This is a genomic window from Qipengyuania sp. NPDC077563, from assembly GCF_044901345.1.
Lineage (GTDB): Bacteria > Pseudomonadota > Alphaproteobacteria > Sphingomonadales > Sphingomonadaceae > Qipengyuania > Qipengyuania aestuarii.
On sequence record NZ_JBJDPC010000002.1, the window covers coordinates 1,011,951 to 1,031,582 of the forward strand.

At 58.2% G+C, this 19,632-nt stretch carries 17 protein-coding genes and 1 tRNA gene; 14 read left to right on the top strand and 4 right to left on the bottom strand.

From position 1 onward, the window contains the following. Positions 1-30 precede the first annotated feature (30 nt). The 8 genes from ACI2I1_RS10925 (at position 31) to ACI2I1_RS10960 (ending at position 8,071) form a co-directional block, all read left to right on the top strand. The gene (locus ACI2I1_RS10925) at positions 31-1,401 is read left to right on the top strand and encodes a beta-1,3-glucanase family protein (protein WP_404679111.1); all 1,371 of its coding nucleotides are present in this window, start codon (positions 31-33) and stop codon (positions 1,399-1,401) included. A gap of 59 nt (positions 1,402-1,460) precedes the next feature. Then, on the top strand, positions 1,461-2,030 hold the full coding sequence (gene pth, locus ACI2I1_RS10930; protein ID WP_404679112.1) for an aminoacyl-tRNA hydrolase: 570 nt from the start codon (positions 1,461-1,463) through the stop codon (positions 2,028-2,030). Positions 2,031-2,063: 33 nt separating this feature from the next. Further along, positions 2,064-3,062, top strand: a complete 999-nt coding sequence (locus ACI2I1_RS10935; protein ID WP_404679113.1) for an SDR family oxidoreductase — start codon at positions 2,064-2,066, stop codon at positions 3,060-3,062. A gap of 65 nt (positions 3,063-3,127) precedes the next feature. Next, positions 3,128-4,228: a redox-regulated ATPase YchF gene (ychF, locus tag ACI2I1_RS10940; protein WP_221541510.1), complete on the top strand. Its 1,101-nt coding sequence runs from the start codon at positions 3,128-3,130 to the stop codon at positions 4,226-4,228. Positions 4,229-4,280: 52 nt separating this feature from the next. Further along, a complete protein-coding gene (locus ACI2I1_RS10945) occupies positions 4,281-5,840 on the top strand; it encodes an alkaline phosphatase D family protein (protein WP_404679114.1) in 1,560 nt (519 codons plus the stop codon). A 64-nt stretch (positions 5,841-5,904) separates the two neighbouring features. Further along, positions 5,905-6,720, top strand: coding sequence for a DUF1206 domain-containing protein (locus ACI2I1_RS10950; protein WP_221541508.1), 816 nt, complete (start codon positions 5,905-5,907; stop codon positions 6,718-6,720). A gap of 136 nt (positions 6,721-6,856) precedes the next feature. Continuing rightward, on the top strand, positions 6,857-7,597 hold the full coding sequence (locus ACI2I1_RS10955; protein WP_404679115.1) for a MauE/DoxX family redox-associated membrane protein: 741 nt from the start codon (positions 6,857-6,859) through the stop codon (positions 7,595-7,597). Between the two features lie 15 nt (positions 7,598-7,612). After that, complete coding sequence (locus tag ACI2I1_RS10960) at positions 7,613-8,071, top strand: MaoC family dehydratase (protein ID WP_404679116.1); 459 nt, start codon at positions 7,613-7,615, stop codon at positions 8,069-8,071. A gap of 1 nt (position 8,072) precedes the next feature. On the opposite strand, the gene ACI2I1_RS10965 is transcribed toward ACI2I1_RS10960, so the two are convergent. Both ACI2I1_RS10965 and mutL read right to left on the bottom strand, forming a co-directional pair. After that, on the bottom strand, positions 8,073-8,579 hold the full coding sequence (locus tag ACI2I1_RS10965) for a hypothetical protein (protein ID WP_404679117.1): 507 nt from the start codon (positions 8,577-8,579) through the stop codon (positions 8,073-8,075). After that, positions 8,579-10,381 (bottom strand): DNA mismatch repair endonuclease MutL, encoded by a 1,803-nt coding sequence (mutL, locus tag ACI2I1_RS10970; RefSeq protein WP_404679118.1) that lies wholly within the window; start codon positions 10,379-10,381, stop codon positions 8,579-8,581. Before mutL ends, ACI2I1_RS10965 begins: the two co-directional genes overlap by 1 nt. A 196-nt stretch (positions 10,382-10,577) precedes the next feature. Here mutL and ACI2I1_RS10975 point away from each other — a divergent pair, with 196 nt between their 5' ends. The 6 genes from ACI2I1_RS10975 to ACI2I1_RS11000 all read left to right on the top strand — a co-directional run bounded on the left by ACI2I1_RS10975 (position 10,578) and on the right by ACI2I1_RS11000 (position 16,520). Further along, complete coding sequence (locus tag ACI2I1_RS10975; RefSeq protein WP_221541503.1) at positions 10,578-11,621, top strand: rod shape-determining protein; 1,044 nt, start codon at positions 10,578-10,580, stop codon at positions 11,619-11,621. A 13-nt stretch (positions 11,622-11,634) separates the two neighbouring features. After that, complete coding sequence (gene mreC / locus ACI2I1_RS10980) at positions 11,635-12,525, top strand: rod shape-determining protein MreC (RefSeq protein ID WP_404679119.1); 891 nt, start codon at positions 11,635-11,637, stop codon at positions 12,523-12,525. Further along, complete coding sequence (locus ACI2I1_RS10985) at positions 12,525-13,076, top strand: rod shape-determining protein MreD (RefSeq protein ID WP_221541501.1); 552 nt, start codon at positions 12,525-12,527, stop codon at positions 13,074-13,076. The genes mreC and ACI2I1_RS10985 overlap by 1 nt, the downstream gene beginning before the upstream one ends. Beyond that, a complete protein-coding gene (gene mrdA / locus ACI2I1_RS10990; RefSeq protein ID WP_404679174.1) occupies positions 13,076-15,157 on the top strand; it encodes a penicillin-binding protein 2 in 2,082 nt (693 codons plus the stop codon). The genes ACI2I1_RS10985 and mrdA overlap by 1 nt, the downstream gene beginning before the upstream one ends. After that, positions 15,154-16,275 (top strand): rod shape-determining protein RodA, encoded by a 1,122-nt coding sequence (rodA, locus tag ACI2I1_RS10995; protein WP_404679120.1) that lies wholly within the window; start codon positions 15,154-15,156, stop codon positions 16,273-16,275. The genes mrdA and rodA overlap by 4 nt, the downstream gene beginning before the upstream one ends. Before the next feature lie 169 nt (positions 16,276-16,444). Further along, positions 16,445-16,520: transfer RNA gene (locus ACI2I1_RS11000), tRNA-Lys, on the top strand. A gap of 57 nt (positions 16,521-16,577) precedes the next feature. Here ACI2I1_RS11000 and ACI2I1_RS11005 read toward each other — a convergent pair. Beyond that, a complete protein-coding gene (locus ACI2I1_RS11005) occupies positions 16,578-17,645 on the bottom strand; it encodes a tyrosine-type recombinase/integrase (protein ID WP_404679121.1) in 1,068 nt (355 codons plus the stop codon). Between the two features lie 383 nt (positions 17,646-18,028). Further along, on the bottom strand, positions 18,029-19,594 hold the full coding sequence (locus tag ACI2I1_RS11010; RefSeq protein ID WP_404679122.1) for a hypothetical protein: 1,566 nt from the start codon (positions 19,592-19,594) through the stop codon (positions 18,029-18,031). Between the last annotated feature and the right edge of the window lie 38 nt (positions 19,595-19,632).

Below are 19,632 nucleotides of genomic sequence, written 5' to 3' on the forward strand. Positions count from 1 at the left end.
ATGTGCAAATAAAGCGCAAGGATCGTAAAGATGGTCGCCAATAATAAATCATATTTCAACGCATCGGCAGGCCTTCTGCTCTCCGTTCTTCTTGTGGGATGCGGGGGCGGAGATACCAATCCATCGCCGCCGAATGCAGGCGCCCCGCCCGTTTCCCCGAGCCCTTCGCCAACCCCGCCACCTGTCGGAGGTACGGGTGAATTTGCCGGCCTCGCCGATCAAACCGTTACAGTCGGACAACACGCCCTTTTCTACGTCGATGTCGACGGCGCGACCGCTTTTCAGTGGCGTAAAAACGGACAGGACATCGCCGGAGCGACGCAGGCGCAATATCTCACCAGAAAGGCCAGCGCTTCGGACGATGGCACGAAATACAGCGTCCGGGTGACGACACCATCCGGGACGAAAGCGAGCCAGGAAGTCTCGCTGAAAATTTGGCAGGATGCGACCGGCGCTCCTCCCTCTGATTTCTGGGGCGATGTCGCCGCGCTGCCTGCGGCCAGAAACGTGATGACCTTCTCATTCGTGAATCGCAGCAACGGCAAATACGCTGACAGCGAATTGTTCTGGAATTTGAAGGGCAGGCTGGCGAACGGCAAGGATATCGATCTTCTCAAGAGCTTCGCCGAGGCGCCGACATACGACATGAGCGAAGTCTATTCGGCGCGGATGTATTTCTATCTCGCCAAGGATCGCGCCGAGGCGAAAACCGGCGACGACAAATATTTCGATTTCATCGAAATGCACATCGCCCGGAACGATAATGGCGGCACCTATCGCTTCAATGGGAATAGCACGCGCGTCGATGCTTTTGGACTGAAGACCGCTCTGCGGCTGCGCTGCGACGGCGGTACCGATGTGGCGCGCGGCGAGGATTATGGCACGTTCCTCGAAGACCGCGAGGTTACGTTCAGGAAATATCTGGCGGAAAGCGATGCGGAATTCGCGCAGACAGCCAACAAGTTCCGGCCCTACCGGATAGTAGAACCGGGCGCTGCAGGGTTCTCGGAAGATGGCCCCTATGCCAGTTACTTTCGCACCTATGTCGATCGTGTCTGGCAGAACAACGGCATTAACGAGGCGATCGTGCCGAAGCCGAAGCCTTTCCTGCGATTCGCCAGCAATCAATATCCCGATCTGGAAGCGGCGGTCGCCCGACATGTGGCGGACAGGCCCGGGACGTTCACGGTCACCGGCAAGCTGATCAACGCCAATTTCTGGCAGGAAACACCGGATACCGCTTTCTACAGCGAGGGTCCGGCCAACTTCTATGCACGCTTCTGGCATGAGCACGGGATCGCAGGAAAGGCGTATGGCTTTCCCTATGACGACGTGGGCGGTTATTCCTCTTTCATTGCATGCGATGCGCCGCGTCAGCTGGTGGTGGCGATCGGGTGGTAAGACGTCACCGATGACGACACGGATTTGCTTGTGCGCGCAGCTTCGGTAAAGCGCGCGCCATGCAGATCTGGACAGGCCTCGGAAATCCCGGACCGCAATATGCGATGCACCGGCACAATATCGGCTTCATGGTATGCGATGCCATTGCCGAAATTCATGGATTCGGTCCGGTCCAAAAGAAGTTTTCCGGCTGGGTGCAGGAGGGCCGGATCGGATCCGAGAAGATCGTCCTGCTCAAACCCGCTACCTTCATGAACAAGAGCGGCCAATCGGTCGGCGAGGCGATGCGCTTCTACAAGCTCGACATCGAAGCCCTCACCGTCTTTCACGACGAACTGGATCTCGCGCCCTTCAAGGTCAAGGTTCGACGCGGCGGCGGCCTTGCCGGGCACAATGGGCTGCGGTCGATCAACCAGCATCTCGGTCCCGAATTCCGCCGGGTTCGCATTGGCATCGGTCACCCCGGCAGCAAGGAGCGCGTGAACGGCCACGTCTTGGGCAATTATGCCAAGGCCGAGATGGATGATCTCGTCGGCATGCTCGGGGCGATGGGAGCCGAAGCCGAATGGCTCGCCAAAGGTGACGACGTGCGGTTCATGAACGACATTGCCTTAAGGATGCAGGCCTGATCTGATAGGCTTCACAGCCGAAGGAGATCATCGATGCCCGTTCTCGACCGCCGTGCGCTGCTCGCTGGCGCTGCTGCAACAGGTGCCCTCGCCGCCACAGCGACCCGGGCGCAGAGCGACAGGGTGAGCGCCCCGCCCCCGGATCTCTCCGGCAAGGCGATCATGATCACCGGCTGCTCTTCGGGCTTTGGACGCCTGGCCGCGGAATATTTCGCGCGCCTCGGCGCCACCGTATTTGCGACGATGCGCAACACCCCGCGGCCCGAAGCGGAAGAGCTGAAGGAACTGGCGGCCGATGACGGGCTCGACATTCGCGTACTGCGGCTGGACGTTCTACTCGACTACGAGATTGAAGACGCGGTAAATGGGGCTCAGCGTGAACTTGGCAGAGGCCTTGATGTCCTGGTAAACAACGCCGGCATCGGCATTACCGGGCCTGTCGAAGTACAAGACATGGAGGCCACCCGCCTCGCCTTCAACACCAATGTCTTCGGGTATCACCGAATGGCCCGTGCCGTGCTGCCAAAGATGCGCGCGCGCAGGCAAGGACATATCTTCAATGTGTCGAGCCAGCTCGGGCGCGTGATCATTCCTTATTCGGGGCATTATTCCGCCACGAAATTCGCGGTCGAGGCCATGGGCGAACAGCTTGCCTACGAACTCGTGCCACACGGGATCGGCGTCACCATCATCGAACCGGGCGGTTATCCGACAGAGGTCTGGGTGAACCGCAATCGCTATTCTTCCGAATTGAAAGCCCGGGCAGAGCAGATACATCTCGCCGGCTATCCGGATGTCGTCGCGCGCATGGGCGAGGAAGACGGTTTCGGGCGCAGTGCCGACCCAATGGATGTGCCACGCGCCATGGCCAAGGTTCTGGGAATGCCGCCCGGTACTCGTCCCTTGCGGGTCCCTGTCAGCGGGGGCAGCATTCCGCAGACCGCCATCAACGAAGTTTCTGCCAAGACGCAGGTCGATTGGCTCGGCCAGAGCGGCTATGGACCGTTGATCAAAGCCGTTCATCAGGTTTGATACGCTGGCAATTGGCGCAAGGCGGCGCTAAGGGCGCGCCAAGCACATTATTTCCGGAGTAATCGATGGGTTTCCGTTGCGGGATCGTCGGCCTGCCGAATGTCGGCAAGTCTACCCTTTTCAATGCTTTGACCGAAACGCAGGCAGCGCAGGCGGCGAACTATCCGTTCTGCACGATCGAGCCGAACGTCGGCCAGGTGTCCGTTCCTGACGAGCGACTGGACAAGATCGCCGCCATTGCCGGGTCGGCCAAGATCATTCCCACACAGCTGGCGTTTGTCGACATCGCGGGCCTCGTGAAAGGTGCCAGCCAGGGCGAAGGCCTCGGCAACCAGTTCCTCGGCAACATTCGCGAAGTGGACGCCATCGTCCACGTGCTGCGCTGTTTTGAAGACGACGATATCCAGCATGTCTCCAACAAGGTCGATCCGATCGCCGATGCTGAAGTCGTCGAGACCGAGCTGATGCTTTCGGATCTGGAAAGCCTCGAAAAGCGCGTCCCCAATGCCCAGAAGCGGGCGACCGCCGGCGACAAGGAAGCCAAGATCACTGCCAGCGTGCTCGGCCAGGCGCTCGACCTGCTGCGCGACGGCAAGCCAGCCCGGCTGACCCAGCCCAACGATGAGGAAGAGGCCCGGGTCCTGCGGCAGGCGCAGCTCATCACGGCCAAGCCAGTCCTCTATGTCTGCAATGTCGGCGAAGAAGACGCGGCCAAGGGCAACGCCCTGTCCGATCTCGTCTTCGAAAAGGCCAAGGCTGAGGGCGCGCAGGCCGTAGTCGTGTCCGCCGCCATCGAGAGCGAGCTTGTCGGTATGGAGACGGAAGACCGCGCGGAATATCTCGCGGAACTCGGACTCCAGGAAAGCGGCCTGTCGCGCGTGATCAAGGCTGGCTACCGGCTACTGGGCCTCAACACCTTCTTCACCGCCGGACCCAAGGAAGCGCGCGCCTGGACCTTCCCGGAAGGCGCGAAGGCACCGCAGGCAGCTGGCGAAATTCATACCGATTTCGAACGCGGGTTTATTCGTGCTGAAACAATTGCCTTTGATGACTATGTCGCGCTGAACGGCGAAAGCGGCGCTCGTGAAGCGGGCAAACTACGCCAGGAAGGCAAGGAATATCTCGTTCAGGACGGCGACGTTCTGATGTTCAAGTTCAACGTCTGACCTGACCGCGAGCGCGGGCTAGCGCGACGTCACCACCGGAATTGTAAAGACCATGCTCACCCGCCGAAAGCTTATCCAATCCACTGCGGCCGGGATTGCGGCGAGCACGCTTGCCGCGCCCGCGATCCTGCGCGCGCAAAGCTGGTTCCGCGATTATCCGTTCAAGCTGGGTGTCGCGGCCGGAGATCCGGCGGCAGACGGCTTCGTAATCTGGACGCGGATCGCGCCGGAGCCATTCGAAAGGCATTCTGGAGTTTCGACTTCGGCATTGCCCGTCCATTGGGAAGTCGCCGAAGATAGCGGTTTTCGAACCGTGGCAGCAAAGGGCGAAACTCTTGCCCGGCCGGAACTGGGCCACAGTGTCCATGTCGAGGTGGAGGGGCTGAAACCGGACCGGCCTTATTGGTATCGGTTTTACATTGGCAGCGATCGCTCGCTCGCAGGCCGGGCACGCACCTTGCCGGCAGCAGGTGCCAGCATCGAGAAGCTGAAGTTCGGAGTTTGCGGCTGCCAACACTACGAAAGCGGATATTTCACCGCTTTCCGCGAGATCGCGAAACAGGACGATCTGGCGTTCGTCTATCATTACGGCGATTTCATCTACGAATACGCCTATGATTATCAGTACGGGCCAGAGCGCCTGCCCGTGCCGAAAACCCGCGAGCATCGCCTGCGCGAAGTCTATTCTCTCGACGACTACCGCCAGCACTACGCGCAATATCTCCTCGACCTCGACCTTCAGGCCGCACGGTCGGTACACGCTTTCGTGCCGACCTTCGACGATCACGAAATCCAGAACAATTGGGTCCAGAATTTCTCCCAGGACGACAGCGTTCCGGCCGAAGTGTTTGCCCTGCGCCGCCAGGCTGCGATGCAGGCGTGGTATGAGAACATGCCGGTCCGCCGGTCGATGCTGCCAAATGCCGGCGTCATTTCTGCCAATCGCCGCCTCACCTTCGGCAATCTGGCGGCCATCAACGTGCTCGATACCCGGAGCTTCCGCAGCGACCAGCCCTGCGACGATCGCTGGGGCATTACCCCCTGCGAGGGCGTGTTTGATAAGGATGCGCAGGTGCTGGGCAAGGCACAGGAACGCTGGCTGGATGACAGCCTGAAGCGCGGCGATACTCGCTGGACCGGCATTGCCCAGCAGGTCATGATGATGCCGCTCAACCGGAGCGTGTATGACGACCAGCCCGAACTGGCCTATAATCTGGACAGCTGGGCAGGTTATGATGTGCCCCGCCGGCGGATGATGAACCGCCTCGCGAAAGTCTCCAACGCCGTTGTTCTGACTGGCGACGAACATCAGAACTACGCTGGCCTCCTGATGTCCGATGACAAACCCGTGGCAGCCGAATGTGTTATCACTTCGGTGTCGAGCGGCGGCGACGGACAGGATCAGCGCAGCGGCAGCGACCGCGTTCTGGCGAACAACCCGCAATTGCAATTCATCAACGATCAGCGCGGCTTCGGGCTTTGCGAAGTCACGCGGGATGAATGGCGGACGGACTTCATGGTGCTCGACAAGGTGAGCACTCGTGACGGTATCCTGACGAAACGCGCCAGCGCAGTGATCGGGGCGGGTCCCGCCAATCTGACCATCGCCTGATTTCCTGGCTCGCGGAACGCTCCCCCTCCCCTGCCGTTAGGGGTGCAAACAAGGGGAGTTATCCGTGGTAGATAAATCAGAAAAATTTAATTGGCTGGTGCGTGTTGGATATTTCAGCCGCGCCATCCTGTATTTCGTTCTTGGCCTGATCGCGCTGACCAGCGCGAGCAAGATTCAGGAGGGTACGAACGGTATCTTCCGTGCGATCAAGGATTATCCTGCGGGAACTGCAATCCTGTGGATCATGGTGATCGGGCTAATCGCCTACGCCCTTTTCCGTTTTTGTTCGCCGGTGTTCGATATCGAAAACAACGGATCCGACAGCAAGGGCTGGGCCAAGCGTATCGGCCATGCCGGTAGCGGGATCGCCCATCTGGCGCTCGCTTATTCCGCATATAAATTCGCGAGCAGCAGCGGTTCGAGCGGTGGATCCGGTGGTTCGGGCGGCGGTGCGCAGGAAGCTGCATCGGGCGTCCTTTCCATGGAATTCGGCGGTGTCGTCCTTGGCCTTCTCGGCATTGCGCTTTTCGTGGCGGCAATCTTCCAGGCAAAGAAAGGCATCTCGGGTGAATTCATGAACCGCATCAGCGGCCGCGCCCCGTCGGCGACCCGCTGGCTTGGCGGTGCAGGATACCTTGCCCGTGCCGTGGTCTATACCGTGATCGGATGGTCGCTCTTCAAGGCTGGCTTCATGTCGGGCGGTGCCGAGCAGATCAAAACCTTGGGCGATGCTGTATCGAGCCTTGCCGGAGAAGGCTTCGTCTTCACGCTGACCGCCATCGGCCTGATGCTCTTCGGCCTCTTCAGCCTGGTACTCGCACGGTATCGCATCATTCCGGAGCTCGACAGCAGCGCCGGTGTGCCTAAGTTCCGCGCCTGATCGTCAGATGAAAACCGGATCGGCCAGGCCAGCTCACACCGAGCGGCCTGGCCGTTTTGATTCCAAACCCAAAGGCGATTTCCTGCACGAAACTTGAAAAACCTATACGCGCCCAAACATGGAGGCGATGTCCGCAATGAAGAAAACCGCCCGCCTCTACCGCATGGTCATGGACAAGCATGTCTGCCCCTACGGCATAAAATCGAAGTGGCTGCTGGAGCGTGAGGGATTTGAGGTGGAGGATCATCACCTCACCACCCGCGAAGAAACCGACGCCTTCAAGGCCAAGCACGATGTAAAAACCACGCCGCAGACATTCATTGATGGTGAAATGCTGGGTGGCTACACCGATCTGCGGAAGCATTTCGGATATGATAAAGAGACCAAGAGCGATACCAGCTATACTCCGGTGATTGCTGTATTTGCGGTCGCTGCGGCACTGGCGGTTTCGCTCAGCCTGTTTGTATATGAAACGCCGCTGACGATCCGCGCCGCGGAATGGTTTGTCGCGTTTTCAATGGCAATGCTGGCCATGCTCAAGCTCCAGGATGTCGAGCAATTTTCCACTATGTTCGTGGGCTACGATCTCTTGGGCAAACGCTTCGTCCCCTACGCTTATGCATATCCCTTCCTGGAAGCGGCAGCGGCGGTGCTGATGGCTGGGCGGATCCTGCCGTGGCTTTCGATTCCGATCGCCCTTTTCATCGGCACGGTCGGAGCGGCCAGTGTCTTCTACGCAGTTTACATCCAGAAACGCTCGATCAAATGTGCCTGCGTCGGGGGAAGCGGTAATGTCCCGCTCGGCTTCGTATCTTTGAGTGAAAATCTCGCGATGATCGGGATGGGGCTTTGGATGCTTGCAAGACCGCTCGTTTGATTGAAGAACAAGCAGATGATTTTTTACGAAGACCTCCGCATCGGGACGGTTCGCAAGTTCGGCCAGTATGAAGTTTCGCGCGAAGAGGTGATCGACTTCGCAACGAAATACGACCCGCAGCCCTTCCACCTTGATGATGCCGCGGCAGCCGAAACCCATTTCGGCAGGCTCTCGGCCAGCGGATGGCATACCTGTTCCATGACCATGCGCATGATGGTCGACGACATGGCGGACAATCCATCCGCCGGTCTCGGATCGCCCGGTATCGATCAATTGCGCTGGAAAAAGCCGGTTTTTCCGGGAGATACGCTCCGCTGCGAAACCGAGCTTATGGAAAAACGCCGAAGCGCTTCACGCCCCGAAATGGGAATCTTCAAAAGCAGGGTGCGCACCTTCAACCAGAACGATGAAATCGTGCTCGAAATGGTGTCCAATGCTCTGATCAGGACGCGATCTCCTGAAGGCGAAGACTAGATCAGGCACCGCATTGAACTAGACCCTCGGCCCGATAAAGGATGTTGTCCGCGCCATCGCGAATGGCCAATCTTCCGCGATAATCGGTCGTCTCGTACCCGCTCTGCTCGCCGCTTCCATCATCAAGATCAAGCGTGAAGGAATAGGCAAGCCCATCGTATTTGCGCCGGGCGAGATAAGGCAATTCGGCACTGCCCATGTCGGCGGCCAGCGCCTGCAGCTCGCCATCGCGAATGAAATACCCCTTGTCCGGGTTCGCCAGGACGACCGTGCCAAGCCCCTGCCCATCGGGCGTAAAGCTGCATCCAGCACCGAATAGGTCGTATTTCTCGATTTCCGGATAGCGGATCGGATCCAGCGTCAGCTGTTCTGGCGGCGGCTTCTGATTGGCTTCGACCTCCGCGACGGCAGCCTGGCGTTCGGCTTCCTTTTCGTCGGCGCTTTGTTCACCGCAAGCAGCCAGAGCCAGAGCCAGAGCCAGAGGCGCGAGAGCTATAATCCACCGCATCAGTGTCTCCCGAAAAGCTTTTCCACATCGTCCATCGACAGCTTAACCCACGTGGGGCGTCCATGGTTGCACTGCCCCGATCGCGGGGTGCGTTCCATTTCGCGCAGCAAGGCATTCATCTCGTCCACGCGCAAGGTCCGCCCTGCCCTGACCGAGCCGTGGCACGCCATCGTCGCCAGCACGAGATCGAGCTTTTCGCCGAGATGCAGCGCCTCGCCATTGAGAGCCAGATCGTCATCGATGTCCCGCAGCAATTTTTCTGGATTGGTCCGGGCAATGGCGTGCGGAAGGCTGCGAACCAGCATGGCGGAAGGTCCGAAGCGCTCTATCGCGAGGCCGTGCTTGGCCAAAGCATCTGCCGCGTCTTCCAGCCTGTCGCAGCTGGTTTCCTCAAGCTCCACAACTTCGGGAATCAGCAGCGCCTGACTGCGCGCGACCGCCTCTTCCGCACCGGCCGCCTTGAGCCTTTCCAGGACGAGGCGTTCGTGCGCCGCATGCTGGTCGACAAGGACCAGTCCATCGGCCGCCTCGGCCACGATATAGGTGTTCGCTACCTGCCCGCGCGCGATGCCCAGGGGAAAGTCCTTTTTTTCTTCCGTACTTTCGGTCGCCATCTCGGCGCGCCCCTGCGGGGCCGCCATGACATCGGCCTCCATCCCTCGCCAGCCCTGTGCAGGCTCGGACACCCGGGACTGCGGCGCGGACCAGTCGCGACCCTCGAATATCGAACGGAGCGCCGGTGCCGGTTCGTCGCGGACAGGTTCGGCCTGCCAGCGGGACATTGCCGCGGCGTCAGGAGACTGGGCACTGCGCTTGTCACCGCTCGCCAGCGCATTGCGGAGCCCGGATACGATGAAGCCGCGCACAGCCTGCGAATCGCGGAAACGCACTTCGGTCTTGGCTGGATGGACGTTCACATCGACTTCTTCCGGCGGCAGATCGAGAAACAGCGCCAGCACGGCATGCCTGTCGCGCGCGAGCATATCGGAATAGGCTCCGCGTACCGCGCCTGTCAGGAGGCGGTCCTTGACCGGCCGCCCGTTGACGAAAAGATACTGATGATCCGCAATGCCTCGATTGTAGGTCGGCAGGCCGGCAATACCCGTCAGCCGCATCGTGCCGCGATCGAGATCAATAGCGACTCCGTTCTCACGCAATTCGCGCGCAATCACTTGGGCTACGCGATTAGTCAGCCCTTCGCCGCTCTGCAGACCGAGAATTCGCCGATCCCCGTGGTCGAGAGTGAACGCCACATCGGGCCGGGCCATGGCGAGACGCTTCACCACGTCGAGCGAGGCGGCATATTCGCTGCGCGGCGTGCGTAGGAATTTGCGCCGGGCCGGTATCTTGCCAAACAGGTTTTCGACTCTGACCCGTGTTCCGGGGGGGAGCGCAGCAGGCCCTTCCGAGATCATCTCGCCATGATCGATGACCCGCTTCCATCCATCCGCCACGTTCTTGGGGCGGCTTTCGAGCGTGAAACGTGAAACGCTGGCGATGCTCGGTAGAGCCTCGCCGCGGAAACCGAGAGTCTCGACCTGTTCGATTGCATCGTCGGGAAGCTTGGACGTCGCATGGCGTTCCAAGGCCAGTGCCATCTGATCCGGCGACATGCCGCAGCCATCATCGGTCACCTCCAGGCTGGTCAGCCCGCCATCCACCAGTTTTATGGCAATGCGGGAGGCCCCCGCATCGATGGCATTTTCGACCAGTTCCTTGAGCGCGGAAGAGGGGCGCTCGACCACCTCGCCAGCGGCGATGCGGTTGACCAGAGTATCGGGCAGACGGCGTATTTCAGGCATGCACCACCCATGGTAGCGACGAAGCGCTGTGATTCCGAGACAAGAGGTGTGCGTATCCCCCGAAGACCTTACGGAAATTTTTGGCTTTCCGTGCGTAATATCGCTAAGGCACCGCCACCGTTTCCTCCAGGGTCGAAGCGCGCGGCACCCCTTAACCGCCGACTGAGATTCAAATCACACGGAAAATCGAACAAAAATGGGCTTCTGGAACAACATCTTCAAATTCGGCGTGCAGAACATGGCGATCGACCTCGGCACCGCCAACACGTTGGTTTACGTACAGGATCAGGGCATCGTCCTGAATGAACCGAGCGTGGTCGCGCTCGAGTTCATCAATGGCCAGAAGCGTGTGAAGGCCGTGGGTGACGATGCCAAGATGATGATGGGCAAGACGCCCGATTCCATCGAAGCCATCCGCCCGCTTCGCGACGGCGTGATCGCCGATCTCGATGTGGCCGAGGAAATGATCAAGCACTTCATCAAGAAGGTAAACGGGCGCCGCAGCATGATGCGCTACCCCGAGATCACGATCTGCGTACCGTCGGGTTCGACCTCCGTCGAACGCCGCGCGATTCGCGATGCCGCGTCCAATGCCGGTGCCAGCCAGGTCTATCTCATTCTCGAACCCATGGCCGCCGCCATCGGCGCGGATATGCCGGTGACCGAGCCGGTCGGCTCGATGGTCGTCGACATCGGCGGCGGCACGACCGAAGTCGCCGTGCTTTCGCTGCGCGGACTTGCCTACACCACTTCGGTCCGCACTGGCGGCGACAAGATGGACGAAGCCATCGTCAGCTATGTGCGACGACACCACAATCTGCTGATCGGTGACAGCACGGCAGAACGCATCAAAAAGGATTACGGCGTAGCCCGTCAGCCCGAAGACGGCACTGGCGAGCAGATCACGATCAAGGGCCGCGATCTCGTGAATGGCGTTCCGAAGGAAATCACGATCAATCAGGGCCATATTGCCGAAGCGCTGTCCGAACCGATCGGTGCTATTATCGAAGGCGTGCGTATCGCCCTCGAGAACACGGCGCCCGAACTCGCAGCCGATATCGTCGATCAGGGTATCGTGCTGACCGGAGGCGGTGCACTTATCGGCGGTCTCGACGAATACTTGCGCGAAGAGACCGGCCTACCGGTGACAATTGCGGAAGATCCGCTGTCCTGCGTCGCGCTCGGCACCGGCCGGGCCATGGAAGATCCGGTCTATCGCGGCGTCTTGATGACCGCTTAAGGGGGAAGCGGCGATGGCGCCGAGCAATCAACGGCGCTCCGGTTTTTCCAAGCGGGCGCAGTACAATCTTTTTACCGGCTACATCGTGGCAGGCATCGGCGCACTGATCGGCGCCGTTCTGCTTGGTATATCTTTCTTTCAGCCACACCTGTTCGGCGGACCGCGCGGGGTAGCGCAGGATGCTGCGTCCCCCGCGACAGAGACCGTCGCTGCCGCCCGAACCGGTTCGAAATCGCTCTGGGACTCCGTCAGCGGATATTACCGTGCCGGATCGAAGAATGCGGAGCTCAAGCGCGAAGTCGAATTGGCCCGGATCCGCTTGCAGGAAGCTGAAGCGCTGAGGCAGGAAAATGTCCGCCTGAAGGGTTTGCTCGACCTGCATGATGAAGAACGCCGCCCGGTCGCCGTTGCGCGCCTTGTCGGTTCCTCGTCCTCCAGCACAAGGCGGTTCGCCTATCTGGGCGCGGGCACGGACGACGGCGTGCGTGTCGGCATGCCGGTGCGAAGCGCACGCGGAGTTGTCGGACGGATCCTCGAGACCGGCCGGGCGTCCTCGCGCGTCCTGCTGCTGACCGACAGCGAAAGCGTCCTGCCCGTCCGCCGGGCAGGCGATGAAACGGTCGCCTTCGCGGAAGGTCGCGGTGACAGCCTGCTGCGTATCAAGCTCATCAATCTTGGCATCAATCCGCTTAAGAAAAACGACCTGTTCGTAACGAGCGGAGCCGGCGGCTATTATGCGCCCGGTGCTGCCGTGGCCATCGTTACCGAACTGACCGATGATGGGGCACTTGCTCGTATTGTCAGCGATCCGGCAGCCACCGACTACGTTTCCGTCGAGGAAATTTTTGAGCCGGAAGCTGCGGTCGGGGCTCGAACGCCAATCGAAGAAGAGCTTGGCGAATAATGGAGCGGATCGATCCGCGAGCACGTAGCGATGCATACGGGAGCCGGCTGAATCGCTCGCATTCGGTCGTCGTGGCCAACGTCGTTCCGTGGATTTCGATCATGATCGGCAGTCTGTTGCCGATTTTCTTCGTCGCCGCTGCCCTGCCCGTAGTTCCGCCGTTCGGATTTCTCATGCTTCTTGCGTGGCGATTGATGCGTCCGGGCCTGCTCCCTGTCTGGGCCGGCATCCCCCTCGGCATATTTGATGACCTCTTCAACGGCCAACCGTTTGGCTTCGCTATCCTGACATGGTCGCTTGCCATGCTGGCGATCGAGGCGCTCGAAATGAGATTGCCTTGGCGTGCATTTTGGCAGGATTGGTTAACAGCAGGTGTGTTAGGGTTTACCTACCTCCTGACGGGTTGGTTGCTGTCGGGAGCCTCGCCCAATTTCCATTCGCTGATCGCAATCGTGCCACAAGTCGTGATTACCATTCTTATCTTTCCCATCATGTCTCGCATCGTAGCCCGTCTCGACCTGTGGCGCCTGTGGCGCTGGAAGAGGGTCTGATGGGTCTGTTCGGTCGGAAGAAATACGGCAAGAAGCCGCGCGATCTCGTCAGCAAGACCACGCTCGACAACGCATTCGATCGGCGCACATTCGTGATCGGTGCCGGAATGGGCGGCATCGGCACCATCCTCGCCGGGCGAATGGGATATATTGCGATTGCCGAGAACGAGCGGTGGGTGCTCGAATCCGAAAGCAATCGCGTCAATCTGTCGCTGATCCCCCCTCGCCGGGGCTGGCTTCTCGACCGTAACGGAGCCCCCCTCGCCTCCAACCGCGCCGATTTCCGGGTCGACGTCATTCCCGACCGGATGTCCGATTCTGAAAGGACCCTCGGCGAATTGGGGTCGATCCTTGGGTTGTCGGACAACAACCTCGCCGATGTCGGCAAAAAGATCGACGAGGCGCGCGGTTTCCAGCCTGTGGAAGTCGCGACCGGTCTCGATTACGAACAATTCGCTGCCATCAGTGTGCGCCTTCCCGATTTGCCGGGCGTCGTTCCGCAGCGCGGCTTTTCGCGGTTCTATCCAACCGGGCCCAGCGTCGGCCATTTGATCGGCTATGTCGGTCCGGCCTCGGCAGAGGATTACGAGGAAAACCCCGATCCGATTCTGATCACACCGGGATATAAGATTGGCAAGGACGCCCTTGAAAAGGAATTCGAAAAGGAACTTCAGGGCGAGCCCGGAGCTCGGCGCGTAGAAGTTACGGCTTCCGGCCGGATCGTGAGAGACCTCGAGACGCGGGAAGACAAGCAGGGTGCCCCCGTCAGGCTGACGATCGACGGCCCACTACAGGACTATGCAGCCCGCCGCATTGGTCTGGAAAGCGGATCCTGCGTGGTGATGGATGTGGAGAATGGCGACATCCTGTGCATGTCGTCGATGCCAAGCTTCGATCCGAATAGTTTTTCTGCCGGGATCGGCCGTGTCGAATATTCCATGCTCCGCGACGATGAGCGTGTGCCGCTTCGTAACAAGGTTCTGAAAGGCCTCTATCCTCCCGGTTCGACTGTGAAGCCGATGCACTGCATGGCCTTCCTCGACGCTGGGGTGAAGCCTCAAGAGGCGATCATTTGCGGCGGAGGCCGCCGGATTGGCAACCGCTTCTTCAATTGCTGGAGCAACCACGGCCGGGTCGACATGGCGAAAGCCATCTACCAATCGTGCGACAGCTATTTCTATCACTTCGCCCAGCAGGTTGGTTTCGACCAGGTGGCCAAATGGGCGCACAAGATGGGTCTTGGCGAAGAATTCGACCTTCCCGTAACCAGCCAATTCTACGGGACCGTCCCCGATCCCGCCTGGAAACAGAAGAAATACGATCAGGCCTGGCAACCATACGACACTGTCAACGCCTCGATCGGACAGGGCTATTATCTCGTCAACCCGCTGCAGCTTGCGGTGATGAGCGCGCGTCTCGCCACCGGATACGAAGTGGTGCCCCATCTACGGATGGACGATCCGCGCAAACAATTCGAGCATTTTGATTTCAGCTCTGACGAGATCAATTACGTCCGCAAAGCCATGAGCGACGTCGTCAATGGACCGGGCACCGCCGGCCGCGCCCGCCTGCCGATCGACAACATCCAGATGGCCGGCAAGACCGGTACTGCGCAGGTCGTTTCGCTCAGCGTGTCAAACGGCAAGACCGGGCCTTGGAAGTACCGCGATCATGGCCTGTTCGTTTTTTTCGCGCCCTTCGACAAACCGAAGTACGCGGGCGCGGTTGTAATCGAACACGGCGGCGGATCGGGTTCCGCCTATCCCATTGCGCGCGATGTGATGACATTCCTCTTCGACCCGGAAAAAGGCATGGAAGCGCTGCGTCCGCTGGAGGAACAATGGGGCGGCACAGCGCAGCAGCGGCTCGATCAGAAATACCGCGCTTATGCCGCTGCCGCCGGAGAGGTTGTCGAACCCGTACCCCAGCGGACCGAGCAGATATTCGATCAGGTCGATGCCGAGGCTCGCCTCGCTCAGATGCGCTCCGAGGAACGCGCACAAACATCAACGCCATCGCGTAATGAAGGCTCGCGCCCTCCTGTCTCTTCGGACGAAGTGCCGTCCGGAGGGACCGAATGAGCGGAATAGTACCGGCGCCCGTTGCGCGGCAGCCATGGATGATGCTCTTCCCGCTGTTCGGGTTGATCGGCTTCGGCGCGCTTGTGCTGACATCGGCGGCAGCGGGAAACTTTGATCGCTATGCCGAATCGCACCTCATCAGGTTCGCGATCTTTTTCGTCATGGCAGTGGTGATTTCCCGGTTTAACAAGCCGACGGTTAGCCTGCTCACTTATCCCGCGTATATCGCAATTCTCCTCCTCCTCATGGCGGTGGAAATCGTGGGTCAGGTGGGTGGCGGCAGCCAGCGGTGGCTGGAAGTCGGGCCGATCCGTATCCAGCCATCCGAGCTGATGAAGCCGGCTGCGGTGATGGCCCTTGCCCATTATTACGGGGGACTTCCGATCGGCATGGTGCCCACGTGGCGGGCGTTGATACCCGCAGGAATGATAATTCTTCTGCCGATCGCATTCGTCCTCTTGCAACCGGATTTGGGCACCTCACTGGCCATCGGTTTTGGCGGTTTCGTGGTGATGTTCCTCGCCGGCCTGCCCCTTCGCTGGTTTTTGGTAGCTGGAGCCGCTGCAGTTGCGATGGCGCCGGTTGCGTTCTTCGTTGGCTTGCAACCGTATCAGCAGAAGCGCGTCCTGACTTTTCTCGACCCCGAAAATGATCCCCTCGGTGATGGATACCAGATTACCCAATCGAAGATTGCGATCGGCTCCGGAGGACTTTTCGGCAAGGGCTTCAATGAAGGCTCGCAGAGTCACCTCAATTACCTGCCTGAACCTCATACCGACTTCGTCTTTGCGACAATGGCAGAAGAATGGGGTTTTGCGGGGGGAATCTTCGTCATCGTCTGCTTCGGCACAATCCTCTTCTGGGGCTTGAAAGTTGCCAAGCAAGCAAATGACCGCTTCTCGAAGCTTCTTGCTGCGGGAATGACCGCGACGATCTTCTTCTTCATCGCTATCAATCTGCTGATGGTCATGGGCTTTGCTCCCGTGGTTGGAATACCGCTTCCCTTCATCAGCCACGGTGGCAGCTCCATGATGACGAACATGATCTGTATCGGTGTGCTGATGATGATCCATCGCTGGAACCGGAAGGCGCCGCGCACTGGTCTGATCGTGAGTTGATTGAAGCTGCTTTAAGGGCGCAAACGCCCGTCAGTCGTCAGCACCGTCGGGAAATTTGCAAAAACTGCGATTAGGGCTTTTCATGCGCGAAACAGCCGCTATATGAGCGCCTCCCCGACAGGGGCTGCCTGCAACACCAGGCAAGTCACGGAAGTTTGACCGTGAGTGTGGACGCATAGCTCAGTTGGTAGAGCAGCTGACTCTTAATCAGCGGGTCCTAGGTTCGAGCCCTAGTGCGTCCACCATTCTTTTTCCTAGTAAATTGCTAGCTTTCGGTTTGACCTGATCTGTCGGTTTGGAACTCAGTTGGGAGCTTTTACCCTTTTTTCGAGCTTCTTGATGGCGCTTTCAGCGAGCTCCGAATCACGGCTCAGATAGTGTGCGTCCAAGATAGCGTTCACGTCCTTGAGCGAATGGCCGGTTACTGTAGCGATCTCTGGTGATGTGCATCCTGCCAACGCGAGCCTGGTGACAGCTGTGCCTCGTAGGTCGTGAAAGGTTACATCAGCGACGCCGGCTTTAGCACATGCTTTGCTCCACGACGTTCGGAAACCATCCTCCGTCCATGCCTTTCCTTTTTGCGTTGTAAGGATTTTCAGCGAGCTAAGATTCGCTGCTTTGCCCATTCGGTCAATCGTATTCGATTTCAGAGCATCGAGCGCACTTCGAAGTGGGCCGCCGACTGGCACCACCACGGATCTGTTTGTTTTCTTCTGCGTGAGTGAAATGCGCTTCCCATCATAACCTGCCCACGTCAGGGCGAGTAAATCCCCCTGCCGCTGCCCGGTCCAAAGGGCCATCATGAGAGCCAAATGCAGGTGCTCAGGGGCTCTTTCATAGAAGGCTGCTTCGTCTTGGGGGGTCCAGACGCTATCTACGCGATTTGATTGATAGAGGCGCCCCGGATTCTTGCATGGGTTTGCCGGGGCATACCCGCGATCGACAGCCCAGGACAGAACACGCGCGAGCACGCTAAAACGATAGTCTGCCTGACGAGGATTTGTCAGACCGATATTGTCACGCCACTCGAGAAACTCTCCACGAGTGCGGCTATCGCCTAGCGCAGCAAGCGGAAAGTCACCAAAATCACCCTCGATGGCACGAAGGTGACTAACGTAGTCCTTGCGGGTTTTTTCGGCGAGTCTGAGAAAAATTGGAGATGCAAGATACTTGCTCATGACACTTCGCAACAGTCCGTCGGGTTTGACCCGGCGAGCTTTCAAAGCCAAATTATAGCTGTCGATAAATTCGGGAGATCCGGGACTGCCCTCTAGTCTGGGGCCTCCCTTCCATGCGTAGTAATATACGACATGCGATCCATCAGCTAACCTCTTTTTTACGCGGTTGATACCTTTAAGACGGACGCGCATTTTTCTTCTCCTTCCATTGATCAAATGGAGAGGATTCCGACCTACATTTTTCTTCGAATGAGAGTATGATGGAGCCGCTCGCAGTAACTTCGACCTGATGAACGGCCAGTCCGCATTCCTGAGCAACCCGTATTGCTCGTGCCAGATCAGCTTGACGAAACAACGAGCGCGTCCTTGCCATCTTAGCTTTTAGCCGGAGTTCGAAGGTGGAAGAATTGACTACGAACTCCACGCGTTTGGCTCATCAAACGATGGACCGCTGTATGGAATTTTTTAGGGCACTGTCTCATTTGACTAGCGCTAGCGATGTTCAAATAGGCGCAGCGTCACCTACCCCCTTATGATATCTTTTTTCGACACGTCGAAGAGGAAGCCCCTTCTCGCTAAAGAGCAAGCCGGTGTTCGGGTATGACATCTAACAAATAGAAGGTGCGTCCCGGATTTGCGAAATCACCTTCGAAGTCTCTTGCGCTTCGCTGGCCCCATTTGATAAGAACGTTTTTCGCTTTCAAGATCGGAAGACGTCCGGCTGACGGTTGCCGCTGAGGATACGCGTATCCTTCGTTTTTGAAATCCTTGTCTTTCAAGATATCTCGCCGCAGCATGAAAAGAATATCCTTTGCCGCCTCAAACCACCGAGCATCCATCTTTTCCGGATCGAAGGGAATCATTGCGGTGTCCTTCCTCAGCCGCCTCGGATGACTCCCATCGCGTTCATCGATTAGGTTGAAAATTTCCTGTTCGCTCTGCAGATACCGAAGAACTGAAACGGAAACCGACTGCGTTGCGGAGAGGCCAGAGAACCAAAGTGCGTTGAAACTACTGGGCAGGCCATTTTCGCTGACTTGTTCGTTTAAGATGTCCCGCCAGACTTCGTTTCCTGGGAGTGGGGTTACACGAATGAATTCGATGAGCTTGTCGATTTGATTGGCAGAATTGGCGAAGTTGATACCATGAAACTTTGCGGCGGCTGAAATCTGCTCGTGCAACGAAACTAAGCCTACCGGCAGATCTTCGAGTGTGGCGAGGCGCTTGCCGCTTATATTCTCTTGGGAAGTTGTATAATCAGCTATCAACTTCTTCAATATTAGGAATAATCGACGCGCTTGGTTCGCGACATTTTCCGGCTTCATTTGCGTCATGCTCGAACTAGCCAGCGTCTCTAGCGGGTTTTCCTCCGCTTTCGCGGATCGTGCTGTGATCAACTGTAAATCATGTGCGCACCATAGCAGGCCGTGCTCAGCAATCAGGAGGCGGACATCCGCTGTGGGTAGCGACACACGCTCTTGAGACTTCTGAAGAATTTGAAACGCACTTCTGTGCCGACCGCATACGATTGATCGATACAGCTCGAAATCAGTTCTCTCCAACTGAGCTAGTTTAGATGCGTGCCTTCGAAGATGTGCAGTCCCGGCGCTCGGTTCGATTAGAAAGCGTCGCCGGATTTCGGATCGACTGATTTTTGCTGACGGCCAACCAGCTACTACGGCATTTATGTAATCATCCGAACCGCACGTCGATATCATCCAACGGCAGTGGATGTATATCGCGTGTTCTCCGCTCGGCAAAAAATCGATTGGTAATGGGCATTCTTTCTCGCTCAAAAGCCCTATTGGAAGCTCGCGCAGAGACTTGATCGACTGATCAAACATCGCGGAGTAATTTGCTTGTGACTGAGGGAGACCAGAAATCAATTCATTAAAAGCGGCATTAATGAAATACGTGAGGTCGGCAGGCAGACTGAGTCCAGAACCAAGCAATGCCTCATCAATTTTCAAGAACACGTCTTTTTTGCGAGATTTTTTAGAGCTTTCTTTCTTTTTAGACTTTGCTCTTATGGCGGCCATTTCTCGCAAATTATGCGAATTCGCGTTCCCGGAAGATTTTTTGTGAAAATTATTTTCCCGCGCGAGATCTGCCTTATTCCTACGCACATGCTTTTCACCCATTTTTTCGTTCCTTCGCGTAGGTTTGGAATTCGCGATAG